This is a genomic window from Streptomyces sp. NPDC002643 (genome assembly GCF_053592555.1).
Map to the genome: position 1 here is coordinate 24,024 of NZ_JBSFVY010000014.1, position 18,753 is coordinate 42,776.

Genomic DNA, 18,753 nt, shown 5'->3' on the forward strand with positions numbered 1-18,753 from the left:
AACCGTCGTTGTACCCGACAACTACGCGGGCGGCGTCAAGGCCAACGTCCTGCTCTTCGAACAAGCCGGCCCGCCCGTGCAGTGCTACCGCCCGGACGAGGCTTCAGGCCGCGCTGGAGGAGTTCGCCGCGATCGCGGAGACCTTGCGGCAGGCACTGGGCACGACGGGCGGCACGGAGGACGAGATCCCGGCTGAACGGTATTGAGCAGGGCAGGTCGTGGGTCAGACGCCGGGCTCGAAGTCCAGCGCCTGGCCGAGCGGTCAGACAGAGCCCAACTGCCCGGCCTTGACGCCCGCCACGAAGGACGAGAACGCCTCGGCGGGGATGCCCAGCACCGGACCGTTGGGGTTCTTGGAGTCACGGACGGGGACCATGCCGCGCGGGGCGGCGAGGTTTGTGGCGACCTCTATGCACTGGCCGCCGCCTCCGCTGTACGAGGACGTGAACCACTGCGGGGTTTCGGTACTCACGGAGTGCCCTTTCGGAGCTGTTCGATCATGGCCACAGACGCCGTTTGGGACAGGGCTTCGGCCTGCAACTGATGGTATGCCTTCAGTACGGGTAGTACGAACGTACCGTCCCGTTCGAGGTGGCCCCGTTGTGCCGACTCGGCGTAGGACATGATCGCGCTGTCCGGCATGGTGAGCACCGTTACGGGCAGGCTGAACGGCCGCCGTGCGCCCATGGAGAAGGGCGCCACCTGTAGCACGGTGTTCGGTCGCTCGGCGAACTCCAGCAACTGTTGGAACTGAGCGTCCATGATCGCGGGATCACCCATCGGTCGGCGAATACAACTCTCGTCAAGCACCGCAAGGATCGACGGCGATGGAGTACGGGCAAGCATGGCTTGCCTCTGCGAGATCAACTCCACTCGTTCCTCGGCTTGTTCGGGGGTGATGGCTTCGCGCCGCACTGCGTCGGCTTCCAGGGTTGCCGCGTACGCCGGGGTCTGGAGCAGACCTGGGATGACGCCCACTTCGTACAGTCGGATCTCCACGGCGCGGCCTTCGAAGCTGACGTACTCCGGGAAGCCCTCCAGCAGGCTGCCGTGCCGGATGCCGCGGTACTCACCCTCGAACGCGTCTGCTGTGCCCGTGATGCCGAACGCTCTGTCCGCACTACGCGAGAAGCGGAGAGTTGGAGGCTTCCGACCAGTTTCAACCCCTGAAATATGCACACTGGAATATTCCATACGCTCGGCAAGGTCCTCCTGCTTCCAGCCGCGCGCCTCCCGCAAGCTGCGCAAGCGCGCCCCATAGGCCGCCTGAGGTGAGGCGTCCGGGTTCAACTCCTTGCGGTTCAAGGGCCTTTCACCAACCTTTCGTTCGCTTCTTACAGCTTGAATGGTGCCCAGGCGTAGGCCACGCTGAACCTTCCTTGTAGTGGAGTCACTACGGAGAGGAGCGGTCGTGTCCGATCAGGAAACAGCTCGCGCGGCCCCGGCTGACGGCGTGGCAGAGCTGGAAGCACTCGTACAAGCCGGTGGCTTCTGGCGACTCGCCCCGGCGTGGGTTCCACGCACCGGTTACGTGTCATCAACTCCTGAGCTGCTGCGGGCCGTTGAGTCCGGACTCAAAAGGAGGTTGTGGGGATGACCAGCGAGAAGACGGCGACGACTGCGGCCCTTCGCACACCCGCGCTCCGCGCGCCGGCCCTTGAGCCCGTTCCCATGGACGGCTGCCCCATCTGCACTGCCGCCGTGGCGCAACGGGAAGCAGCTCGACGGCTGGGCAGCGTCGTAAGCCTCCGGAGCACCAACGTCGTGATCAGCCAGCACCCGCACCGCCGGGTGACGGACGTGAAGGAGGTGGCGGCGTGAGCGCCTTCGAGGTGAACGAGGAGCCCGCGTACGTGCCCGGTCCGGGGGAGTGGACCACCGATGCCCGCACGGGTCGCGTGGGCTCTGTCGTGAGTTGGGACGGCTCGACGCTGACCCTGAGAGCGCCGGGCGGTGAGGAGTGGGAGACGGCGGAGTTCCGTCGGCCGACCACGCGTGAGCTTCTGGTCCCCCGCGTGGCCGAGGTCAACCGCCGTACGCGCCAAGGGCTGTGACATGGCGGCGGAGCCGGAGGGAACGGCTGACCGGTTCATGGGCACCCCGTACGGGGACAGCCCTACGGGGTGGTGGACGGCGTACGGAGGGGCGTTGGACGCGGCCTCCGGCGTCGTGTACCTCCCCGGGCCGGACTACCCGCCGTGCGGTGTCCCGGAGTGCGAGCGATGCGGAGAAAGGACGGAGCGATGAGGACAGCGGCAGTACGGGTGCGGCGGCGTCCGGCCCGGGGAGCACAAGCGGCACCGGACGAACTCTGGGTCGGTCAGATCGTCTATGACCGGCACTACGACATGCCCGCCAGGATCACGGGCGTCCAGGGCTCGGTGGTCTTCCTCGCCCGTCCCACCGGCCTTGCGTGGCACACGAGCAGGGTCGCCGTGCGACCGGCCACAGCGTGGGAGCAGCGACAGTTGGCGGCCCTCGCCAAGCTTCACAGACAGCGCCAACGGGGTCTCGACATCCCCACCTGAGTTCCGCCCTTGCGCGCGACGGCCTGCGCTCAGCCGCGAAGGCCGGTCGCCACGGCCAGCTCGCGGACGCCGCTCACTCGCGGGTGCCGTGTGGACAGGTCGCGGACGATGCGCCGGATGGCTGGGCGGTCTCGGACTTCTCCGGGCGAGACGCGCAGGGCGGAAAGCAGTTCGTGGGCCGTCTGCTCCGGCTTGCCCCACTGCCACCACGCACGACCGAGATCGGTATGCATCCGTCCCTTGCGCTCGGCGGTGGGGAACTGGTCCGGGTGCAACCCCCGCCCGGCCCGGATGGCGGAACCGGCGTCACCCAGAGCCCAGTGAACGCCGACCTCGTAAAGGTCGACGGCTGCCGGTGTGAGAGGGAACAAGCGTCCCGCCGGGGCCTGCTGCGGAAGGCTGCGCGCGGCCTGGGACGCTTCACGGATCATGCTCAGCGCCTGCTCCCGGTCTCCGGCGCGCGCAGCCGTGTACGCGGTGGTGCACAGCATCTGTGCGTAGGCCGCCGACTGTGCGGGAGTCCTCAGCCCCGTGGCCTCGACCTGGGCGGCGGCGCTCAGGATCAGGCGCTGAGCGGCTCCGGGCTGGTCCTGGTGGCGCAGGACGATACTCAGTTCCCGGGCGGCAGCGGCGGCGGCCAGCGGGGAGCCGGACAATTCCGCATAGACGGTGGCGCGGTCCGCGGTGAGGCGGGCCCGGTCGTAGCGGCCGATCTTGACGAGGAGTTGGGCGGCCAGGCTGTAGCACGATGAGAGCCGGGCGTGTGCGAGGTCCGTCCGGGACCGGGCGGCGTCGTGGGCGTCGGCGAGGAGCCCGGGCAGCGCTTCGAGAAGGTCAGTGTGCCTGCCCGCGTCGAAGAGGGACCGTGCCCGCGCAAGGCGGGTATCGAGAGGTACGGCCGAGCCGGTCGGGGCAGGCGTGATCGCGAGGGCGTCGTCCACGCCGGCGAGAAGCTGGGCGGGGGCCGTCAGCCCGGCGGCCGCGAGCAGTGTCCGGCGGCGCATGGGGTCCTCCTTGGCGCAACGTGGACCATCGGCCGCCACTCTAGTGGCTTGCGGCACGCTTAATCCGAGTGCCGCTCCTAAGACTTGGGGAGGCACGCCGACCTCTTGGGCTGCCTGGCGCAAGAGGTGCAGGTCAGTCATTCGGCTGCCCCGTTGCTCCATTCGGGAGACGGTAGAGGCGGAGCAGCCCAGACGCGCCCCAAGGTCGGCTTGCCGCCATCCCCGCCCGACCCGGCCCATGCGGATGAGACCTCCGGGGTCTTGGCGGTCCACGAGCGTACGGGCCTGAGCGGAACTCCACAGCGGGTCCATGGTGCGCACTGCGCCTCCCACTGACCAGGGGTCAGGTCCATCCACGGTAGCCAGTGGGCGATGGGCGCGTCGACTGCGTGTGCAGCATCTGCAAACGGCTTGCATGGGATGGCAGTTGATCACAGTGCGCTGTCGGCCGGTGGTTTCGTTCCCATACGGCCCGCTCGGAGCGGCGGGCCCCACAAAGCCAGGGAGGGCAAGATGACGACAGCAGTGGACACCAAGGTTCGAGACCCTCGGGATTACGTGAAGCGGGAGGTGTGGGACCGGGAGATCCAGCTCCTGACGCGTGACCACCCGGTGGACGAGGTGATGGCCAACCGACTGTTCGGGGCGGCAGTCTCCTACCTGATCACGGCCATGGAGAAGTGGGGCCAGGGCCTGGAGATGTGCTGTGGCCGCCTGGTCGACATGGCGGTGCACGTCTTCATCCTCGACACCAAGAACTACCGCGAGTTCTGCGCGGAGCACTTCGACGGCAAGTTCCTGGAGCACATCCCCGAGATCGAGTTCAAGTACGACGGCTCGGTGGAGCGCACGGCGCAGATCATCGCCGACACGGGCTTCGATGTGGACTGGAAGCTCTGGGAGCGCGACTACGGCGCATGCGGTCCGTGCAGTCCGGGGGCGGACTGTCACTGACCTGAACAGGTCGGGCCCGGGGGCGTCTTGAGCGCTTCCGGGCCCTTCGCGTGTGCATCCGGGCGAGGTGGTGTCATTCGCCCCCGCGTGGGAGGACGGCCGGATACGGTGTCCAGCTCAAGGGACACCGGTCACTCCATCCTCCCGAGGAGTTCCATGCCTCACGCGCCCATGACACCGGCTGAATACTGGGACAAGTACAAGCCTCACAAGGGCGAGGGGCCCCAGCCGGCGCCGTCGGCCGAGCGCTTCGACTGGACGCAGTACCCCGGCTACGGTCCAGGCGCCGAAGTCCTCGGCACTCCCCGCCGCGCGCTGGAGCTCGGACCGGCGGAGGGCAAGGAGGCCGCCCACCTGGCCCGTCAGGGAGTCGAAGTGACTGGTGTCGACTTCTCTCCCGTCCAGGTCGAACGTGCCCGTTCCTGGTGGAAGGGCACCCCCGGACTGGCGTTCGTCCACGGCGAGGTGTGCACGTACCTGTCGTCCACGTCCACGAAGTACGACGCGATCTATTCGGTGTGGGGGGCCGTGTGGTTCACCGACCCCGAGGACCTGTTCCCGCGCGTCTTCCAACGGCTGTCCCCTCGCGGGGTCTTCGCCTTCTCGCAGGCCGAACCGGTCGCCGGTTCCTACGGACCTCAACCGATGCGAGGGAAGTGGCTCGAAGGGCGGGAGCGAGAACTGACGGTACTTCGCTGGCAGTACGCCCCGGAGATGTGGGCGGACCTCCTCAAGCGGCACGGCTTCACCGACGTTGACGCCCGCATCCTTACTGCTCCGGAACCGGGGAACCTGGGCACGCTCATGGTGCGCGCGCAGGCTCCCGCGTGAGCCGACGTCTGCTCGGCAAGCCGCGTGCGGCCCTCGGCCGCTGAACGCTGAACCGAAGCCCGGAAAGACGGGTCCCGGTGGGCCGTTGCGACGGGGCGGCGGTCGGTAAAAGAGAAAGAACTCTTGGGAGAGAAACCCTCCAAACCAGCCAAACCACGTGTTCGTCACTCGCTGGAGTGAATCATCCCAACTCGGCTGGCGTGGTGGTGGCTTGGGCGTGCACGCTCGGGGCGAAGACAACCGCACACATGCGTCGGCCCCCGCCGGGACTTCCACCTCCCATGCGAGGGCCTGACCACCGAGGAAGAGAGACGATCTTCCCCCATGGCTGAGACGAAGCCTAGCGGCGCCGTGCGTCCGCAGTCCCTCATTCGGCAAAGGACCACCCCTTCCGGGGTCACCCACATCAGGGAGTACCAGCCCGACCGGTTTACGATCATCGGCAACCATCTCGCCCAGCACCGCGAGCTGTCCCTGACGGCCATCGGGCTCGGCACTCACATCCTGTCGCTGCCCGAAGGCGCCTCCACCGACATCCGCACCCTCGCCGAGTGCTTTCCCGAGGGCCGGGACCGGATCGCCTTCGCCCTGCGTGAGCTGGAGGCGCACGGCCATATCGAGCGGGTACGGGAGCGGGTCGAGGGTGGGCGCGTGATCACGCGTACGTACGCCTACAACGCTCCGGCGCTCACGCGCGCCCATGGGGCGGCGGCGGACGGGGCGGTCGCCACCGTCGTGGAGCCGGAGCCCGTGCATGGTGCTCCCACGGGTCCTGTCGCTCCTCTTGACGCCGTCCCTTCAGCGGTTTCCGCCGCACCTGTCGCGAAAGACGAAGTCCCGAAAGACGAAGTCCGCGATGTAGTCCCCGTACGGCCCGCACAAGAACCCGCCGAACCCCAGCCGTCCAGCTGCGAGCACTGTGACAAGGCCGTCGCCCTGCTCGTGGGACTGCGCCGTACTGACGACCGGTTCACGCTCTCCCAGCGGGACGTGTGTCGCCTCGCCCCGGCCGTCATCGCCTGGTTCGACAACGGTGTCGGCGGAACCGCGGTGCACCACGCCCTGACGGCCGACGTTCCCACCCTCCTCAAGAATCCGGCCGGGTTTCTCGCCCACCGGCTGCGGGAGCTGCTGCCACCACCGCTGCCGCCCTTGCCGGACATTCCCGAGGCATCGGCACCGGGCGTCGAGCCGTCGCCGTCGTACTGGATGGTGGACTGCGCCGGTGGCTGTGATCGTGCCTTCCGCCAGCCGGAAGGAACCTGGTGCCGAGACTGCCGTGCCGAACGGGACCGCAGTGCCGAAGGCGACCGCCGTATCTCCTACGAGACGGCGGGGGCTGAATCGGACCGTGCGGCCTGAGCGGTCAGGAGCCTCGCCTGAAGGGAGAGGAAGGCTGACAGCCGACTCCACGTCGGCAAAGGCAGGGGTGGGGCGGGCGTAGCGTAGATGTATGTCGAAGTACGGATCGTTTCCCGGTACGCGGCCCCGTCGGCTTCGTACGACCCCTGTGATGCGGCGGATGGTGGCCGAGACGCGGTTGCATCCGGCCGACTTCATCCTGCCCGCGTTCGTGCGGGAGGGGGTGAGCGAGCCGGTGCCGATCGCGGCCATGCCCGGGGTCGTGCAGCACACTCGGGACAGTCTGAAGAAGGCCGCCGTCGAGGCGGTGGAGGCCGGGGTCTCCGGGATCATGCTGTTCGGGGTGCCGGAGGAGGGGAAGAAGGACGGGCTCGGGACTCCGGGGACCGATCCCGACGGGATTCTGCAGGTCGCCATCCGGGATGTGCGGGCCGAGGTCGGGGACGAGCTGCTGGTCATGTCCGACGTGTGTCTGGACGAGACCACCGATCACGGGCACTGCGGGGTACTCGACGCCGAGGGGCGCGTCGACAATGACGCCACCCTTGAGCGGTATGCCGAGATGGCCCAGGTGCAGGCCGACGCCGGGGCGCATGTGCTCGGTCCCAGCGGGATGATGGACGGGCAGATCGGCGTCATCCGGGACGCGTTGGACCAGATCGGGCGGGAGGACGTGGCGATCCTGGCGTACACCGCCAAGTACGCCTCCGCTTTCTACGGGCCCTTCCGGGAGGCCGTCGGCTCGTCCCTGAAGGGGGATCGGAAGACCTACCAGCAGGACCCCGCCAATCTGCGGGAGTCCCTGCGGGAGCTGGCCCTCGATCTGGAGGAGGGGGCCGACATGGTCATGGTCAAGCCGGCCGGGCCGTATCTCGATGTGCTGGCCCGGGTCGCCGACTCCGTGGACGTTCCCGTGGTCGCCTACCAGATCTCCGGTGAGTACTCGATGATCGAGGCCGCCGCCGAGAAGGGGTGGATCGATCGGGATCGGGCGATCCTTGAGTCGCTCACCGGTATCAGGCGGGCCGGGGCGCAGAACATCCTCACCTACTGGGCCACCGAGGCGGCCCGGATGGTGCGTTCGGCCGGCTGAACGGGCGGGGGGTCAGTACGACAGGGCGTCGGCCGACGTCGACTGCCAGTACGTGACCGCCAGCGAGCTGTCGTAGTAGACACCCTTCGCGGGGAGGGACGGGAACGCCGAGGGGCCGCCGTCGCTGCCGGGGGTCGAGCCCTGGAACATGATCTCGGCCTTCTTCGCCGTCTCGCCGTTCGCACCGCTGCCGTCCGCCATGGAGAGCAGGACGCCCGCGTAGCCGGACTCGCCCGGGGCCAGTGTGACGACCGCCTGCGGCTGGGAGTCCTCCATGACGTCCGGGGCCGACTGCGCCTCGTCGAAGCGGAGCGTGGGGTAGTAGAACAGGTCGCACATCTTCGAGCCGGTGTTCTTCACCGTGATCAGCATGTGGTTGAGGGGGCGTGAGACCGGCTGGGCGGTGACGGTCGTGTTCGAGCCGTTGCAGGTCACCCGGTCCTCGGGGTCGGTACCGGAGGAGTCGGAGGACCCCGAGGTGCCGGACGACCCGGAGGTGCCGGAGGACGTGGAGGTGCCGGAGGACGTGGAGGAGCCGGTGCCGCCGCTCGTGTTCGACGACTTGTCCGCCTGGTTCTTCTGGTTCTGGCCGCCGGTCGAGGTGTTCGTGTTCGTGTTCGCGTCGGCGCCGGTGTTGGCGTCCGCGGTCGAGTCGGTCGTCGCGGCCGAGCCCTCGTCCTGTGTGCCCATGCCGTTGTTGCACGCGGTGAGGGTCAGGGCCGCGAGGGCCGCGCCGGTCACGGCGAGGAGACGGGCGGCGCGGGTCGTACGGGCGGTGCGGGTGGTGTGGGACGTGCGCATGGGAGGGTCCTTTCGGGCAGAGGCTGTTGCCGAGGCTGAGAACGGATGGGCCAAGTCCTGCCCCTCGACCGGTGTTTCGGGAGCGGCGTGCTTGGATGACCAGAGCTTGCGGGGTGATCCGTCCCGGCCGCCACCTTCGGCGGGTGATGAGGGACGCTGGAACACCCAAAATGACTTTGACCTGCGGGAACGTCCTTGATGTGGGACGCCCGACGGGACGCGGAACGGGACGTGGGGGCCCTGTGGGAACGGAGAAGGTGTGTCGGGGAGCGGGTCTGTGAGCGACATGGCGGGTGGTTTCGCCGAGCTGTTGCGGGAGCTGAAGGAGCGCTCCGGGCTGAGCTATGGGGCGTTGGCCAAGCGGCTCCATATGAGTACGTCGACGCTGCACCGGTACTGCAACGGGGATGCCGTACCGGCGGATTACGCCCCCGTGGAGCGGTTGGCCCGGCTCTGCAAGGCGACCCCGGACGAACTCGTCGAACTCCATCGGCGGTGGGTCCTCGCGGACGCGACCCGGGGGCGCAAGGAGGAGGCGGTCGCTCCGGGGACGGCTGCGGTTTCGGGGGCGGTCGCCGCTTCTTCGGGGGCTGTTGCTTCGGAGGGGGGCGCCGTTTCGGAGAGGGCCGCCGCCTCGGAGGGGGCCGGTGTTCCGGAGGCGGCGGGTGCCCTGGCGGAGGCCGGCGTTCCGGAGGATGTCGTTTCCCGTGTGGTCGGCGTCGACGGTGACTCCGGCGTCCGGTCGGCTCCCCGGCGGCGTACTCGGGTCGCTCTCGTCGCCGGGGTGGCGGTGGCCGCCGTGCTCGGGGCCGTCACGCTGGCCATGAGCCTGCCGTCGGGTGGGACGGCCGACGGGCGGGAGCGTACGGACGGGGCCACGTCCGTGAAGGAGGGAGGGGCGAAGGGGACGGGTGACACTCCCGCCGCCTCGCCGTCCGAGGCCTCGCCCTCCGCCTCCGCGAGCGAGAAGGACAAGAAGAAGGAGAAGGAGAAGGGCGACGGCGGGAAGGGGGCCGCCGCCTCCGCCGGCCCCACGAACTCCGGCGCGGCGGACGAGGACGACGACACGGGGAACGCCGCACCGCCCCTCACCGTGAAGGTGGAGCCGTACACCTGGGAGAGCCCCTGCGATCAGCGGTATCTGGTCGACCGGGCGCCGGCCGAGGTCGGGCCTCCGCCGTTGGAGACGGACTCGGCGGCCTGGGTGGAATCGGCCGGGGCCGTGTCGTCGGGGCAGCAGTTCGTGACGCTCACCGTGCAGGGGACGGGGGCCGAGACCGTGGTCATCCGGAGCCTCACCGTCCGGATGGTCGACAGGCAGGCGCCGCTCGCCTGGAACGACTACATCATGGGGTACCCGGGGGTCGGCTGCGGCGCCGGTGTGCCGACACGGTCCTTCACGGTCGCCCTGGACGCCACGCGACCGGCCGTGCAGCCCGCGGCGGGGAGCAAGGACTTCCCCTACTCCGTCAGCGAGTCCGACCCGGAGGTCTACTACGTCAAGGCCGACGCCTCCGCGTACTACGTCAGTTGGTATCTGGAACTGAAGTGGTCCAGCGGTTCGCGCAGCGGGACACTGGTCCTGAACGACGCCGGACAGCCCTTCCGCACCAGCGGGAACAACGGGCGACCGGCGTACGAGTACCCGCTCGGCGGGCCCAAGTGGGTCGAGGAGGGCACGACGGTGGGGGACCAGGGGTAGCCCCGGCGGTAGCCCCGGCGCCTTCGGCGGAGTCCGAGGGGCGTTTCCTGTGGGTTCCCCGGTCCGGCAGCGTCAACTCCCCTGGAGCATTAGGTTGTTGGGCATTCAAGGATCGACTTCCAGGAGATGCCCCATGGCCGGTGACGCGCTCAGCCACGACCCCGCGGAGCTGCGGAGGAGGATCGACACGACCAAGGCGCACCCGGCCCGGGTCTACGACGTCTTCCTCGGCGGCAAGGACAACTACCCCAAGGACCGGGAGGCCGCCGGGGCCGCGCTGGCCGCCAACCCGCGCGGATACCTCGATGTCCGGCACAACCGGGACTTCATGCGCCGCGCGGTGACCACGCTCACCAAGGACGAGGGCATCCGGCAGTTCCTGGACATCGGCACCGGGCTGCCGACCGCCGAGAACGTCCACCAGATCGCCCAGCGCATCGCCCCCACGTCCCGCGTCGTGTACGTCGACCACGACCCGGTGGTGCTCGCCCACGCCCGCGCGCTGCTCACCAGCGTGCCCGAGGGCGCCACCGACTACATCGACGCCGACCTCAAGACACCGGCCCACATCCTCGAACAGGCCGCCAGGACCCTCGACTTCGACCAGCCGATCGCGCTGTGCCTGGTGGCGATCCTGCACTTCGTCGAGGACGAGGAGGCGTATCCCGTCGTACGTGAGCTGGTCGACGCGCTGCCTGCCGGGAGCCGGCTCGTGCTCAGCCATCTCACGGAGGACATCAACCCCGCCAATGTCCGTGCGGTGCAGCGGACTTACACCGAGCGTGGGTTCACCTTCGTGCTGCGGTCCAGGGACGAGGTCGCCCGCTTCTTCGAGCAGAGCGGGCTGGTCGTGGATGAGCCGGGGGTGGTGCCGGCTCATCACTGGCGGTTCGAGGGTGGTGCGCCGTTGCCCGAGGCCATTGAGCCGCAGAGGCTTGCCGCCTTGGACGACATCGAGAAGGTTCGGTATCGGGACATCAACGATGTGACGGACGCCGACATCAATGTGTATGCGGCGATGGGGCGGAAGGAATGAGGGGTTGTCGGTTGGGTGCGGGTGCGTGGGGGCTTGTCGCGCAGTTCCCCGCGCCCCTGAAGGGGCTGGGAGGCTGCGCCCCCAGCCCCTTCAGGGGATGTTGAACCAAGTCTCCGCCAGTGACTCGAAGTCCTGCCTCGGCGGGGTCGGCAGTGTGCGCAGGTACCAGTTCACGTCGCTGTAGACGTGGAGCAGGGTGTACGCCATCAGCTCTCTCGGGGCGAACGGGGGCTGGCCGTAGGCCTCGTAGAAGAGTTTTTGCAGGGCGGGGTCGGTTCGGGTGAGGAAGAGGGCGACGCTGACGAAGTCGTAGGCGGGGTCGCCCACCATCGCGGGTTCGAAGTCGAAGAGGCCCGTCAGGCGCCAGTTGTCGCGGGGGTCGACCGTCAGGTGCTCGCGCATGAGTTCCGTGTGCAGGAGCACCTGGCGGCGGGCGGGGAGGGGGACGGAGGCCAGGAAGTCCGGGATCTGTTCCAGCCAGGGGGCCGTGAGGCCGCCGGCGATCTGCTGTTCGACCGCCCCGGCCCGCTGGGAGGCCATGAACCTGGACCAGTCCGGCGGGCCGACGTACGGGATCAGTGGCTCGGCGTCCAGGTCGTGCAGGGCGGCCAGGCACTCGGCGGCCTGGACGATGATCCGCTCCTGGTCCTTGCGGGGGATGCGCGGCCAGGCCTCGTTGAGGTCCTCACCGGGCAGCCGGGACATCAGGACATAGCGCCAGCCGTTCTTGTACAGATCGGCGGAGTGCAGTCGGGGTGTGGGGATGGGCAGTTGTCCCCACAGACGGGACAACAGGCGGGCCTCGCGGACGGCCTCGGCCGCTTCGAAACCCGGATAGAGCTTGAGGACGAGGGCGTCGCCGACCGCGTACACCGGCAGCGACCCCTCGGCGAAACGCACGATCCGCGCGCCTGCGAGACCGAGCTGGCCGCAGAGATCCTGGGCAGCCGGCCGTAGCAGCGCCTCGTCACCGACGACTTCTTGCAACTCGTCGTTCGTGTCCACGCTGGGCAGCATGCGCGCAGCCTAGGGGGTGCGGGGACGCGTCCGCATCGCGAAAGGGGTGGATGTAGACGGCATGTATCTGGCTAAAGTGGCCACCGGGACGGGGTCGTACCGCCCGTTCCTCACCGAGTGAACCGTGGGGTGGGTGCCGTGGAAGCCGTGCGTGACGTCGCTGACGTGGGGTTTGTGGGGGAAGGGGCCGCTTGTGGGGGCGCGGGCGCGGAGGTGAGCGCGGGTGGGCGCGCGCCCGCGCCCGCCTTCGCGGCGCGCGCAACGGCGGTCGGGGGTTCCCCCGTAAGGGACATCCTCGCCGTCACCTCCAGGCCCGAAGTCGTCAACTTCGCGGGTGGTCTGCCCGCCCCGGAGCTGTTCGACAGCGAGGGGATCGCCGCCGCCTACCGGGACGTGCTCGCCGAGTCGGCCGGGCGGGCCCTGCAGTACGCGACGACCGAGGGCGAGCCGGTGCTGAGGGAGGCGCTCGCCGCGCGCTACCGGGTGCGGGGGCTCACGACCGACGCCGACGATGTGCTCGTCACCACCGGGTCGCAGCAGGCGCTGTCCCTGCTCGCCACCGCTCTCGTCGAACCCGGTGATGTCGTCCTGGTCGAGGAGCCCTGCTATCTCGCGGCGCTCCAGGCGTTCCGGTTCGCGGGGGCGCGGGTGGTGGGGGTGCCGGGGGACGCGGACGGGGTCGATCCGGGCGCGTTGGAGGAACTGGTCGTCCGCACCCGGGCCAAGCTCTTCTACACCGTCCCCACCTTCCAGAACCCCACCGGGCGCACCCTGCCCGTCGCGCGGCGGACGGCCGTCGCCTCCGTCGCGGCCCGGCGCGGGCTGTGGATCATCGAGGACGACCCCTACGGGGAACTCCGCTTCGAGGGCGACCGCGTGCCCTGGATCGCCTCCTGCCCGGGCGCCGAGGACCGTACGGCCCTGCTGGGCTCCTTCTCCAAGGTCATGGCCCCCGGGATGCGGCTCGGCTGGCTGCGGGCGCCCGCCGGGCTCCGCCGTGCCTGCGCCGTCGCCAAACAGGCCGCCGATCTGCACACCCCGACCGTCAACCAGCTCGCCGCCGCCCGGTACCTGGCCGACCGCGACCTCGACGCCCATGTGGCCGAGGTCGCGGCGGCCTACCGTGAGCGCCGGGACGCCATGCTCGCCGCGCTGCCGGGCGCCCTCCCCGAGGGCTCGACCTGGAACCGGCCCGAGGGCGGCATGTTCCTCTGGGCCAGGCTGCCGTCCTCGTACGACACCACCGCCCTGCTGCCCCGCGTGGTCGAGCAGGACGTGGCGTACGTCCCCGGCGCCCCCTTCTACGCCGGGGAACCGGACCGGGCGACCCTGCGGCTGTGCTTTGTGACGCAGACGCCGGAGGAGATCAGGGAAGGCGTGCGCAGGCTGGGCAAGGGGCTCGGCTGACTTCCGGCCGGGGCTGCCCGGGGCGGCCGGACCGCGGGGCGGGTCAGTCCCACCAGAAGGTCCAGGTCCTCTCGTTCAGCAGGGTGATGGCGTAGTCGGTCAGGGAGCCGCTCGCCGGGCCCTGGACGATGGCGTCGGGGCAGAACGCGAAGTGCTCAAGGGTGATCTCCCGGGCCTCGTCCTCGGTGGTGGGCGGGGCCGCGACCGAGACGGTCAGCTGGTTGAAGCCGAGGGCGACCACGCGTATGCCGAAGCGGTCTTCCCAGGAGCGCAGCACCGCGCTCATCCGCCCTGCCTCCTCGTGGTTCACCGTCCCGCTCCAGCCGATGGCCGCCGGGATGTCGGCGCTGCGGCGGGCGGGGACCAGGGCGAGACGGGGGTCCTTCAGCCAGGAGGGGCCGTCCAGCAGGGCATCGACGGCACGGATGCCGGATACGGCCCCGGCACCCGACAGGGCTTCGGCGGCCTCGGCGGCGAGGGTGTCGGGGTCGGTTCCGGAGGTGAGGGCCGGGGCGAGGCCGGGCCATTCGCCGTCGTCGTCCTCGTCCGCGTACTGCTCCCACAGCTCGGCCAGGACCTCGTCGGCGTCGTGGTCACCGGGGTACGACGCCTCGCCCGGTATCAACTCCCAGTCCTCCGGGCCGCCCTGTCCGCCGCCGACGTCCAGCAGGACCGGGAGGAGGCCGGCCGTACGACGCACGGGCTGAACGGCGGCCCAGGCACCGGGCGCCGGAGGCTCGTCGGCGTACCAGAGCAGCGGCTCGTGCCAGGGCCCGTCGTCCGTGGTGTCGATCAACCGGCCGGGCGGAAGCGGGCGTTCGAGGCCGAGCGAGCGGCCGGCCGGGTCGGCGCCCAGACCGGGCAGCGGATTGGGAAGTGTCGCCATGCCGGTGACTGTAGAACCACCCACTGACAACCGGCCCTCCGGGCCGTGGACCCAGCCCGATCGAGGGCAGCCGAACGCCACCGGCGGGTGGGGCACCGCGTAGGGGTGCCCCACCCGCCGGTGGCGTGGCTCGGGCTCAGAGGCGCTCGGGCGTCCTGATCCCCAGCAGTGCCATGCCCTTGTGCAGGGTGCGGGCGGTCAGGTCGACCAGGAACAGACGGTTCTCGACGACCTCCGTCGGGTTGTCGTCGCTCAGCACCTGGCACTGGTCGTAGAACGACGTCAGCAGCGTGGCCAGCTTGAAGAGGTACGCGGCCAGCTTGTGCGGCTCGTACGCCTCCGCGACCTCCGCCACGGTCTCCCCGAACTGGTCCAGATGCAGACCCAACGCCCGCTCCGCCGGGGCCAGTTCCAGCTCCGGGTGGGCGACGGGGCGGGCCTCGCCGGCCTTGCGGAGGATGGACTGGATACGGGCGTACGCGTACTGCAGGTACACGCTCGTGTCGCCGTTGAGCGAGACCATCTGGTCCAGGTCGAACTTGTAGTCCCGGACGGCGGAGGTGGAGAGGTCCGCGTACTTCACGGCGCCGATGCCGACGTACCGGCCGTTCTCCACGATCTCCTGCTCGCCGAGGCCCACCTTCTCGGCCTTCTCCCGGACCACCGTCGTCGCCCGGTCGATCGCCTCGTCCAGCAGGTCGACCAGCCGGACCGTCTCGCCCTCACGGGTCTTGAACGGCTTGCCGTCCTTGCCGAGGATCGTGCCGAAGGCGAGTTGGTACGCCTTCACGTCGTCGTTGAGCCAGCCCGCCCGGCGGGCCGTCTCGAAGACCATCTTGAAGTGCAGCGACTGACGGGCGTCCACGACGTAGAGCAGGCTGTGCGACTTCAGGTTGAAGACCCGGTCCCGGATCGCGGAGAGGTCGGTCGCCGCATAGCCGTAGCCGCCGTCCGACTTCTGCACGATCAGGGGGACGGGGTTGCCGTCGGGGCCCTTGATGTCCTCGAAGAACACACAGAGGGCACCCTCGGAGCGGACCGCGACACCCGACTCCTCCAGGAGACGGCAGGTGTCGGCGAGCATGTCGTTGTAACCCGACTCGCCGACGATGTCCGGGTCCCGGATCTCCATGTCGAGCTTCTCGAAGACGGAGAAGAAGTAGATCTTCGACTCGTCCACGAACTTCTGCCAGGCGGCGAGCGTCGCCGGGTCGCCCGCCTGCAGGTCGACGACCCTGCGGCGGGCCCTCGTCTTGAACTCCTCGTCGGAGTCGAAGAGCTTGCGGGCGGCCTTGTAGAGCCGGTCGAGGTTCGACATGGCCGCTTCACCGGACGTCTGGAGGTCCGCGTCGGCCTCCTCCTTGTGGTCCAGCTCGTGCGGGTGCTCGTCCAGGTACTGGATCAGCATGCCGAACTGGGTGCCCCAGTCGCCGATGTGGTGCCTGCGGACCACGTTCTCGCCGGTGAACTCCAGGATCTGGACGAGCGCGTCGCCGATCACCGCGGAGCGCAGGTGGCCGACGTGCATCTCCTTCGCCACGTTCGGCTGGGCGTAGTCGATGACCGTCGTGCCCGGGTGCTCCGCCGTGGGGACGCCGAGACGGCCGGTGTCGTCCGCGTAGCGCTCCGCGAGGTTCCGGGTGATCGCGCTGTCGGTGAGGGTGATGTTGAGGAAGCCGGGGCCGGAGACCTCGATCTCCTTCAGCAGCTCACCCGACTCGACCTTCGCGACGACCTGGGTCGCCAGCTCCCTCGGGTTGGCCTTCGCCTTCTTCGCCAGGGCGAGGATGCCGTTGGCCTGGTAGTCGGCCCGGTCGCTGCGTCGCAGCAGCGGGTCGACTCCGTCGGCTCCCAGGAGGGCGGAAGCGAGGGCGTCGGCGAGGCGCTGGTGGACGGAGGCGGTGAGGGACGTGACCGGGGCCATGAGAGGGGAGCCGTTCTCCTCGGGGTACGGGTGGATGACGTTCAGTATCCCATGGGGGGTAAAGGGGTTTTTCTGATGTGGGGTGGCGGGGTGCGGGTGGTGGGTGCGGGGATGGATTGCGCCCCCGCCGCCCCTACCCGTCCCATCGCCAGGGGCTGCGCCCCTTTGACCCCGTTCTGTTCGTTCGTCGGGTGCGGGTGCGTTGTGGTTGCTCGCGCAGTTCCCCGCGCCCCTGAAAGACCTGGGGGCACCCCATGCTTTTAAGGGGCGCGGGGAACTACCCGAGCTCTTCGTCCCCGCCTCCCCACGGAGTGGAATGGCCTTTTCGTGGTTCTGGCCAGAGCTGGGAGAATGGGGGCCGTCGGCCGGGGACCGTACCGGTCGATCTTGGAAGCACTCAGAAAAAGAGGACGTGCCGATCGTGGCTCAGAGCACCGAGACCACCGACTGGGTCTCCCGTTTCGCGGATGAGGTCATCGAGGAGTCGGAGCGTCGGGCCCCGGGCAAAGCGACATCACTCGCTACCGCTCCGGTCGTTGTCGTCGCGTCGGGCCTCTCGCCGTCCGGCCCCATCCACCTCGGCAATCTGCGCGAGGTCATGACCCCGCACCTCGTCGCCGACGAGATCCGGCGCCGGGGACATGAGGTCAGGCACCTGATCTCCTGGGACGACTACGACCGCTACCGCAAGGTCCCGAACGGCGTCGACGGCGTCGACGACACCTGGGCCGAGCACATCGGCAAGCCCCTCACCTCGGTGCCCGCCCCCAAGGGCTCCGCCCACCCCAACTGGGCCGAGCACTTCAAGGCGGCCATGATCGACGCCCTCGCCGAGCTGGGCGTGGAGTTCGAAGGGATCAGCCAGACCGCCCAGTACACCTCGGGCGTCTACCGCGAGCAGATCCTGCACGCCATGAAGCACCGCGGCGACATCGACGCGATCCTCGACCAGTACCGGACCAAGAAGGCCCCGGCCAAGCAGCAGAAGCAGCAGAAGCCACTGGACGAGGCGGAGATCGAGGCCGTCGAGGGCTCCGGGGCCGCCGCCGAGGACGACGGAAGCTCCGGTTCCGCCGGGTACTTCCCGTACAAGCCCTACTGCGGGCAGTGCGGCAAGGACCTCACCACCGTCACCGCCTACGACGACGACACCACCGAGCTGACCTACACCTGCACCGCCTGCGGCTTCTCCGAGACCGTCGCGCTCAGCGAGTTCAACCGCGGCAAGCTGGTCTGGAAGGTCGACTGGCCGATGCGCTGGGCGTACGAGGGCGTCGTCTTCGAGCCCAGCGGGGTCGACCACTCCTCGCCCGGGTCTTCGTTCCAGGTGGGCGGGCAGATCGTCGGGATCTTCGGGGGCAAGCAGCCCATCGGGCCCATGTACGCCTTCGTCGGCATCAGCGGCATGGCCAAGATGTCGTCGTCCAAGGGCGGGGTGCCCACCCCCGGCGACGCGCTGAAGATCATGGAACCGCAGATCCTGCGCTGGCTCTACGCCCGCCGCCGCCCCAACCAGTCCTTCAAGATCGCCTTCGACCAGGAGATCCAGCGGCTCTACGACGAGTGGGACAAGCTCGACGCGAAGGTCGCCGACGGTTCCGCTCTGCCGGGCGATGTCGCCGCGCACTCGCGTGCGGTGCGCACCGCCGCCGGGGAGCTGCCGAAGACGCCCAGGCCGATGCCGTACCGGACCCTCGCGTCCGTCGCCGACATCACCGCCGGCGCCGAGGACCAGACCCTGCGCATCCTCAGCGAACTCGACCCCACCGACCCGCTCGCCGACCTCGACGCCGTACGGCCCAGGCTCGACAAGGCCGAGGCCTGGATCAACACGCACGTCCCCGCCGACCAGCGGACCATCGTGCGGACCGAGCCCGACATCGAACTGCTGAAGTCCCTCGACGAGCAGGGCCAGGGCTCCCTGCGGCTGCTCCTCGACGGGCTCGCCGAGCACTGGTCCCTCGACGGGCTCACGCATCTTGTGTACGGCGTGCCCAAGGTGCGGGCCGGGTTCGCCGCCGACGCCACGCCCAAGGAGCTGCCGCCGGAGATCAAGACCGCCCAGCGGTCGTTCTTCGCGCTGCTGTACCACCTGCTCGTCGGCCGCGACACCGGGCCGCGACTGCCTACGCTGCTGCTGGCGGTGGGGCAGGAGAGGGTGCGGGCGCTGCTCGGGGAGTGACGCCGCGCAGGTAGCACGTGGGTCGT

At 69.5% G+C, this 18,753-nt stretch carries 18 protein-coding genes; 11 read left to right on the forward strand and 7 right to left on the reverse strand.

What is annotated here, in order from left to right; all coding sequences use genetic code 11:
- Nucleotides 1-262: 262 nt before the first annotated feature.
- On the reverse strand, nt 263-472 hold the full coding sequence (locus ACWD4G_RS21915) for a DUF397 domain-containing protein (RefSeq protein ID WP_451295872.1): 210 nt from the start codon (nt 470-472) through the stop codon (nt 263-265).
- On the reverse strand, nt 469-1,305 hold the full coding sequence (locus tag ACWD4G_RS21920) for a helix-turn-helix domain-containing protein (RefSeq protein ID WP_451295874.1): 837 nt from the start codon (nt 1,303-1,305) through the stop codon (nt 469-471). The genes ACWD4G_RS21915 and ACWD4G_RS21920 overlap by 4 nt, the downstream gene beginning before the upstream one ends.
- A gap of 288 nt (nt 1,306-1,593) precedes the next feature.
- Between ACWD4G_RS21920 and ACWD4G_RS21925 the strand changes: the two genes are divergently transcribed.
- From ACWD4G_RS21925 to ACWD4G_RS21935, 3 genes are all read left to right on the forward strand, one after another.
- Nucleotides 1,594-1,821, forward strand: a complete 228-nt coding sequence (locus tag ACWD4G_RS21925; RefSeq protein WP_451295876.1) for a hypothetical protein — start codon at nt 1,594-1,596, stop codon at nt 1,819-1,821.
- Nucleotides 1,818-2,054: a hypothetical protein gene (locus ACWD4G_RS21930; RefSeq protein ID WP_451295878.1), complete on the forward strand. Its 237-nt coding sequence runs from the start codon at nt 1,818-1,820 to the stop codon at nt 2,052-2,054. Before ACWD4G_RS21925 ends, ACWD4G_RS21930 begins: the two co-directional genes overlap by 4 nt.
- A gap of 189 nt (nt 2,055-2,243) precedes the next feature.
- Nucleotides 2,244-2,528: a hypothetical protein gene (locus ACWD4G_RS21935; protein ID WP_451295880.1), complete on the forward strand. Its 285-nt coding sequence runs from the start codon at nt 2,244-2,246 to the stop codon at nt 2,526-2,528.
- Between the two features lie 29 nt (nt 2,529-2,557).
- Here the strand turns inward: ACWD4G_RS21935 and ACWD4G_RS21940 are convergent, their stop codons facing one another.
- Complete coding sequence (locus ACWD4G_RS21940; protein WP_451296219.1) at nt 2,558-3,844, reverse strand: helix-turn-helix domain-containing protein; 1,287 nt, start codon at nt 3,842-3,844, stop codon at nt 2,558-2,560.
- Between the two features lie 201 nt (nt 3,845-4,045).
- Here ACWD4G_RS21940 and ACWD4G_RS21945 point away from each other — a divergent pair, with 201 nt between their 5' ends.
- From ACWD4G_RS21945 to hemB, 4 genes are all read left to right on the forward strand, one after another.
- The gene (locus ACWD4G_RS21945; protein ID WP_451295882.1) at nt 4,046-4,486 is read left to right on the forward strand and encodes a hypothetical protein; all 441 of its coding nucleotides are present in this window, start codon (nt 4,046-4,048) and stop codon (nt 4,484-4,486) included.
- A gap of 156 nt (nt 4,487-4,642) precedes the next feature.
- The gene (locus ACWD4G_RS21950) at nt 4,643-5,317 is read left to right on the forward strand and encodes a class I SAM-dependent methyltransferase (RefSeq protein ID WP_451295884.1); all 675 of its coding nucleotides are present in this window, start codon (nt 4,643-4,645) and stop codon (nt 5,315-5,317) included.
- Nucleotides 5,318-5,641: 324 nt separating this feature from the next.
- Nucleotides 5,642-6,679 carry a helix-turn-helix domain-containing protein gene (locus ACWD4G_RS21955; protein ID WP_451295886.1) on the forward strand — a complete coding sequence of 346 codons (1,038 nt, stop codon included), beginning with the start codon at nt 5,642-5,644 and terminating at the stop codon, nt 6,677-6,679.
- 91 nt (nt 6,680-6,770) lie between these two features.
- Nucleotides 6,771-7,772: a porphobilinogen synthase gene (hemB, locus tag ACWD4G_RS21960; RefSeq protein WP_451295888.1), complete on the forward strand. Its 1,002-nt coding sequence runs from the start codon at nt 6,771-6,773 to the stop codon at nt 7,770-7,772.
- A gap of 12 nt (nt 7,773-7,784) precedes the next feature.
- Here hemB and ACWD4G_RS21965 read toward each other — a convergent pair whose 3' ends face one another.
- Nucleotides 7,785-8,573, reverse strand: a complete 789-nt coding sequence (locus ACWD4G_RS21965; protein WP_451295890.1) for a DUF4232 domain-containing protein — start codon at nt 8,571-8,573, stop codon at nt 7,785-7,787.
- A gap of 286 nt (nt 8,574-8,859) precedes the next feature.
- On the opposite strand from ACWD4G_RS21965, the gene ACWD4G_RS21970 reads away from it, so the two are divergent.
- Both ACWD4G_RS21970 and ACWD4G_RS21975 read left to right on the forward strand, forming a co-directional pair.
- The gene (locus ACWD4G_RS21970) at nt 8,860-10,275 is read left to right on the forward strand and encodes a helix-turn-helix domain-containing protein (RefSeq protein WP_451296221.1); all 1,416 of its coding nucleotides are present in this window, start codon (nt 8,860-8,862) and stop codon (nt 10,273-10,275) included.
- A gap of 133 nt (nt 10,276-10,408) precedes the next feature.
- Nucleotides 10,409-11,311: an SAM-dependent methyltransferase gene (locus ACWD4G_RS21975; RefSeq protein ID WP_451295892.1), complete on the forward strand. Its 903-nt coding sequence runs from the start codon at nt 10,409-10,411 to the stop codon at nt 11,309-11,311.
- 90 nt (nt 11,312-11,401) lie between these two features.
- Here ACWD4G_RS21975 and ACWD4G_RS21980 read toward each other — a convergent pair whose 3' ends face one another.
- Complete coding sequence (locus tag ACWD4G_RS21980) at nt 11,402-12,328, reverse strand: phosphotransferase family protein (RefSeq protein ID WP_451295894.1); 927 nt, start codon at nt 12,326-12,328, stop codon at nt 11,402-11,404.
- A gap of 213 nt (nt 12,329-12,541) precedes the next feature.
- On the opposite strand from ACWD4G_RS21980, the gene ACWD4G_RS21985 reads away from it, so the two are divergent.
- Nucleotides 12,542-13,735 carry an aminotransferase-like domain-containing protein gene (locus ACWD4G_RS21985; RefSeq protein WP_451296223.1) on the forward strand — a complete coding sequence of 398 codons (1,194 nt, stop codon included), beginning with the start codon at nt 12,542-12,544 and terminating at the stop codon, nt 13,733-13,735.
- Between the two features lie 43 nt (nt 13,736-13,778).
- Here ACWD4G_RS21985 and ACWD4G_RS21990 read toward each other — a convergent pair whose 3' ends face one another.
- Together ACWD4G_RS21990 and argS are read right to left on the reverse strand one after the other, a co-directional pair.
- On the reverse strand, nt 13,779-14,621 hold the full coding sequence (locus tag ACWD4G_RS21990; protein WP_451295896.1) for a DUF4253 domain-containing protein: 843 nt from the start codon (nt 14,619-14,621) through the stop codon (nt 13,779-13,781).
- Nucleotides 14,622-14,757: 136 nt separating this feature from the next.
- Nucleotides 14,758-16,545 (reverse strand): arginine--tRNA ligase, encoded by a 1,788-nt coding sequence (argS, locus tag ACWD4G_RS21995; RefSeq protein ID WP_451295898.1) that lies wholly within the window; start codon nt 16,543-16,545, stop codon nt 14,758-14,760.
- Between the two features lie 412 nt (nt 16,546-16,957).
- Here argS and lysS point away from each other — a divergent pair, with 412 nt between their 5' ends.
- Nucleotides 16,958-18,727, forward strand: a complete 1,770-nt coding sequence (gene lysS / locus ACWD4G_RS22000) for a lysine--tRNA ligase (RefSeq protein ID WP_451295900.1) — start codon at nt 16,958-16,960, stop codon at nt 18,725-18,727.
- The last annotated feature ends 26 nt before the right edge of the window (nt 18,728-18,753 follow it).

Bases quoted from the DNA above. Each gene is read 5' to 3' on its own strand.
- ACWD4G_RS21950 (WP_451295884.1), top strand. From the start codon at position 4,643: ATGCCTCACGCGCCCATGACACCGGCTGAATACTGGGACAAGTACAAG.
- ACWD4G_RS21945 (WP_451295882.1), top strand. From the start codon at position 4,046: ATGACGACAGCAGTGGACACCAAGGTTCGAGACCCTCGGGATTACGTG.
- ACWD4G_RS21935 (WP_451295880.1), top strand. From the start codon at position 2,244: ATGAGGACAGCGGCAGTACGGGTGCGGCGGCGTCCGGCCCGGGGAGCA.
- ACWD4G_RS21970 (WP_451296221.1), top strand. From the start codon at position 8,860: ATGGCGGGTGGTTTCGCCGAGCTGTTGCGGGAGCTGAAGGAGCGCTCC.
- argS (WP_451295898.1), bottom strand. From the start codon at position 16,545: ATGGCCCCGGTCACGTCCCTCACCGCCTCCGTCCACCAGCGCCTCGCC.
- ACWD4G_RS21955 (WP_451295886.1), top strand. From the start codon at position 5,642: ATGGCTGAGACGAAGCCTAGCGGCGCCGTGCGTCCGCAGTCCCTCATT.
- ACWD4G_RS21925 (WP_451295876.1), top strand. From the start codon at position 1,594: ATGACCAGCGAGAAGACGGCGACGACTGCGGCCCTTCGCACACCCGCG.
- ACWD4G_RS21975 (WP_451295892.1), top strand. From the start codon at position 10,409: ATGGCCGGTGACGCGCTCAGCCACGACCCCGCGGAGCTGCGGAGGAGG.
- ACWD4G_RS21940 (WP_451296219.1), bottom strand. From the start codon at position 3,844: ATGGACCCGCTGTGGAGTTCCGCTCAGGCCCGTACGCTCGTGGACCGC.
- ACWD4G_RS21990 (WP_451295896.1), bottom strand. From the start codon at position 14,621: ATGGCGACACTTCCCAATCCGCTGCCCGGTCTGGGCGCCGACCCGGCC.
- ACWD4G_RS21965 (WP_451295890.1), bottom strand. From the start codon at position 8,573: ATGCGCACGTCCCACACCACCCGCACCGCCCGTACGACCCGCGCCGCC.
- ACWD4G_RS21980 (WP_451295894.1), bottom strand. From the start codon at position 12,328: ATGCTGCCCAGCGTGGACACGAACGACGAGTTGCAAGAAGTCGTCGGT.
- hemB (WP_451295888.1), top strand. From the start codon at position 6,771: ATGTCGAAGTACGGATCGTTTCCCGGTACGCGGCCCCGTCGGCTTCGT.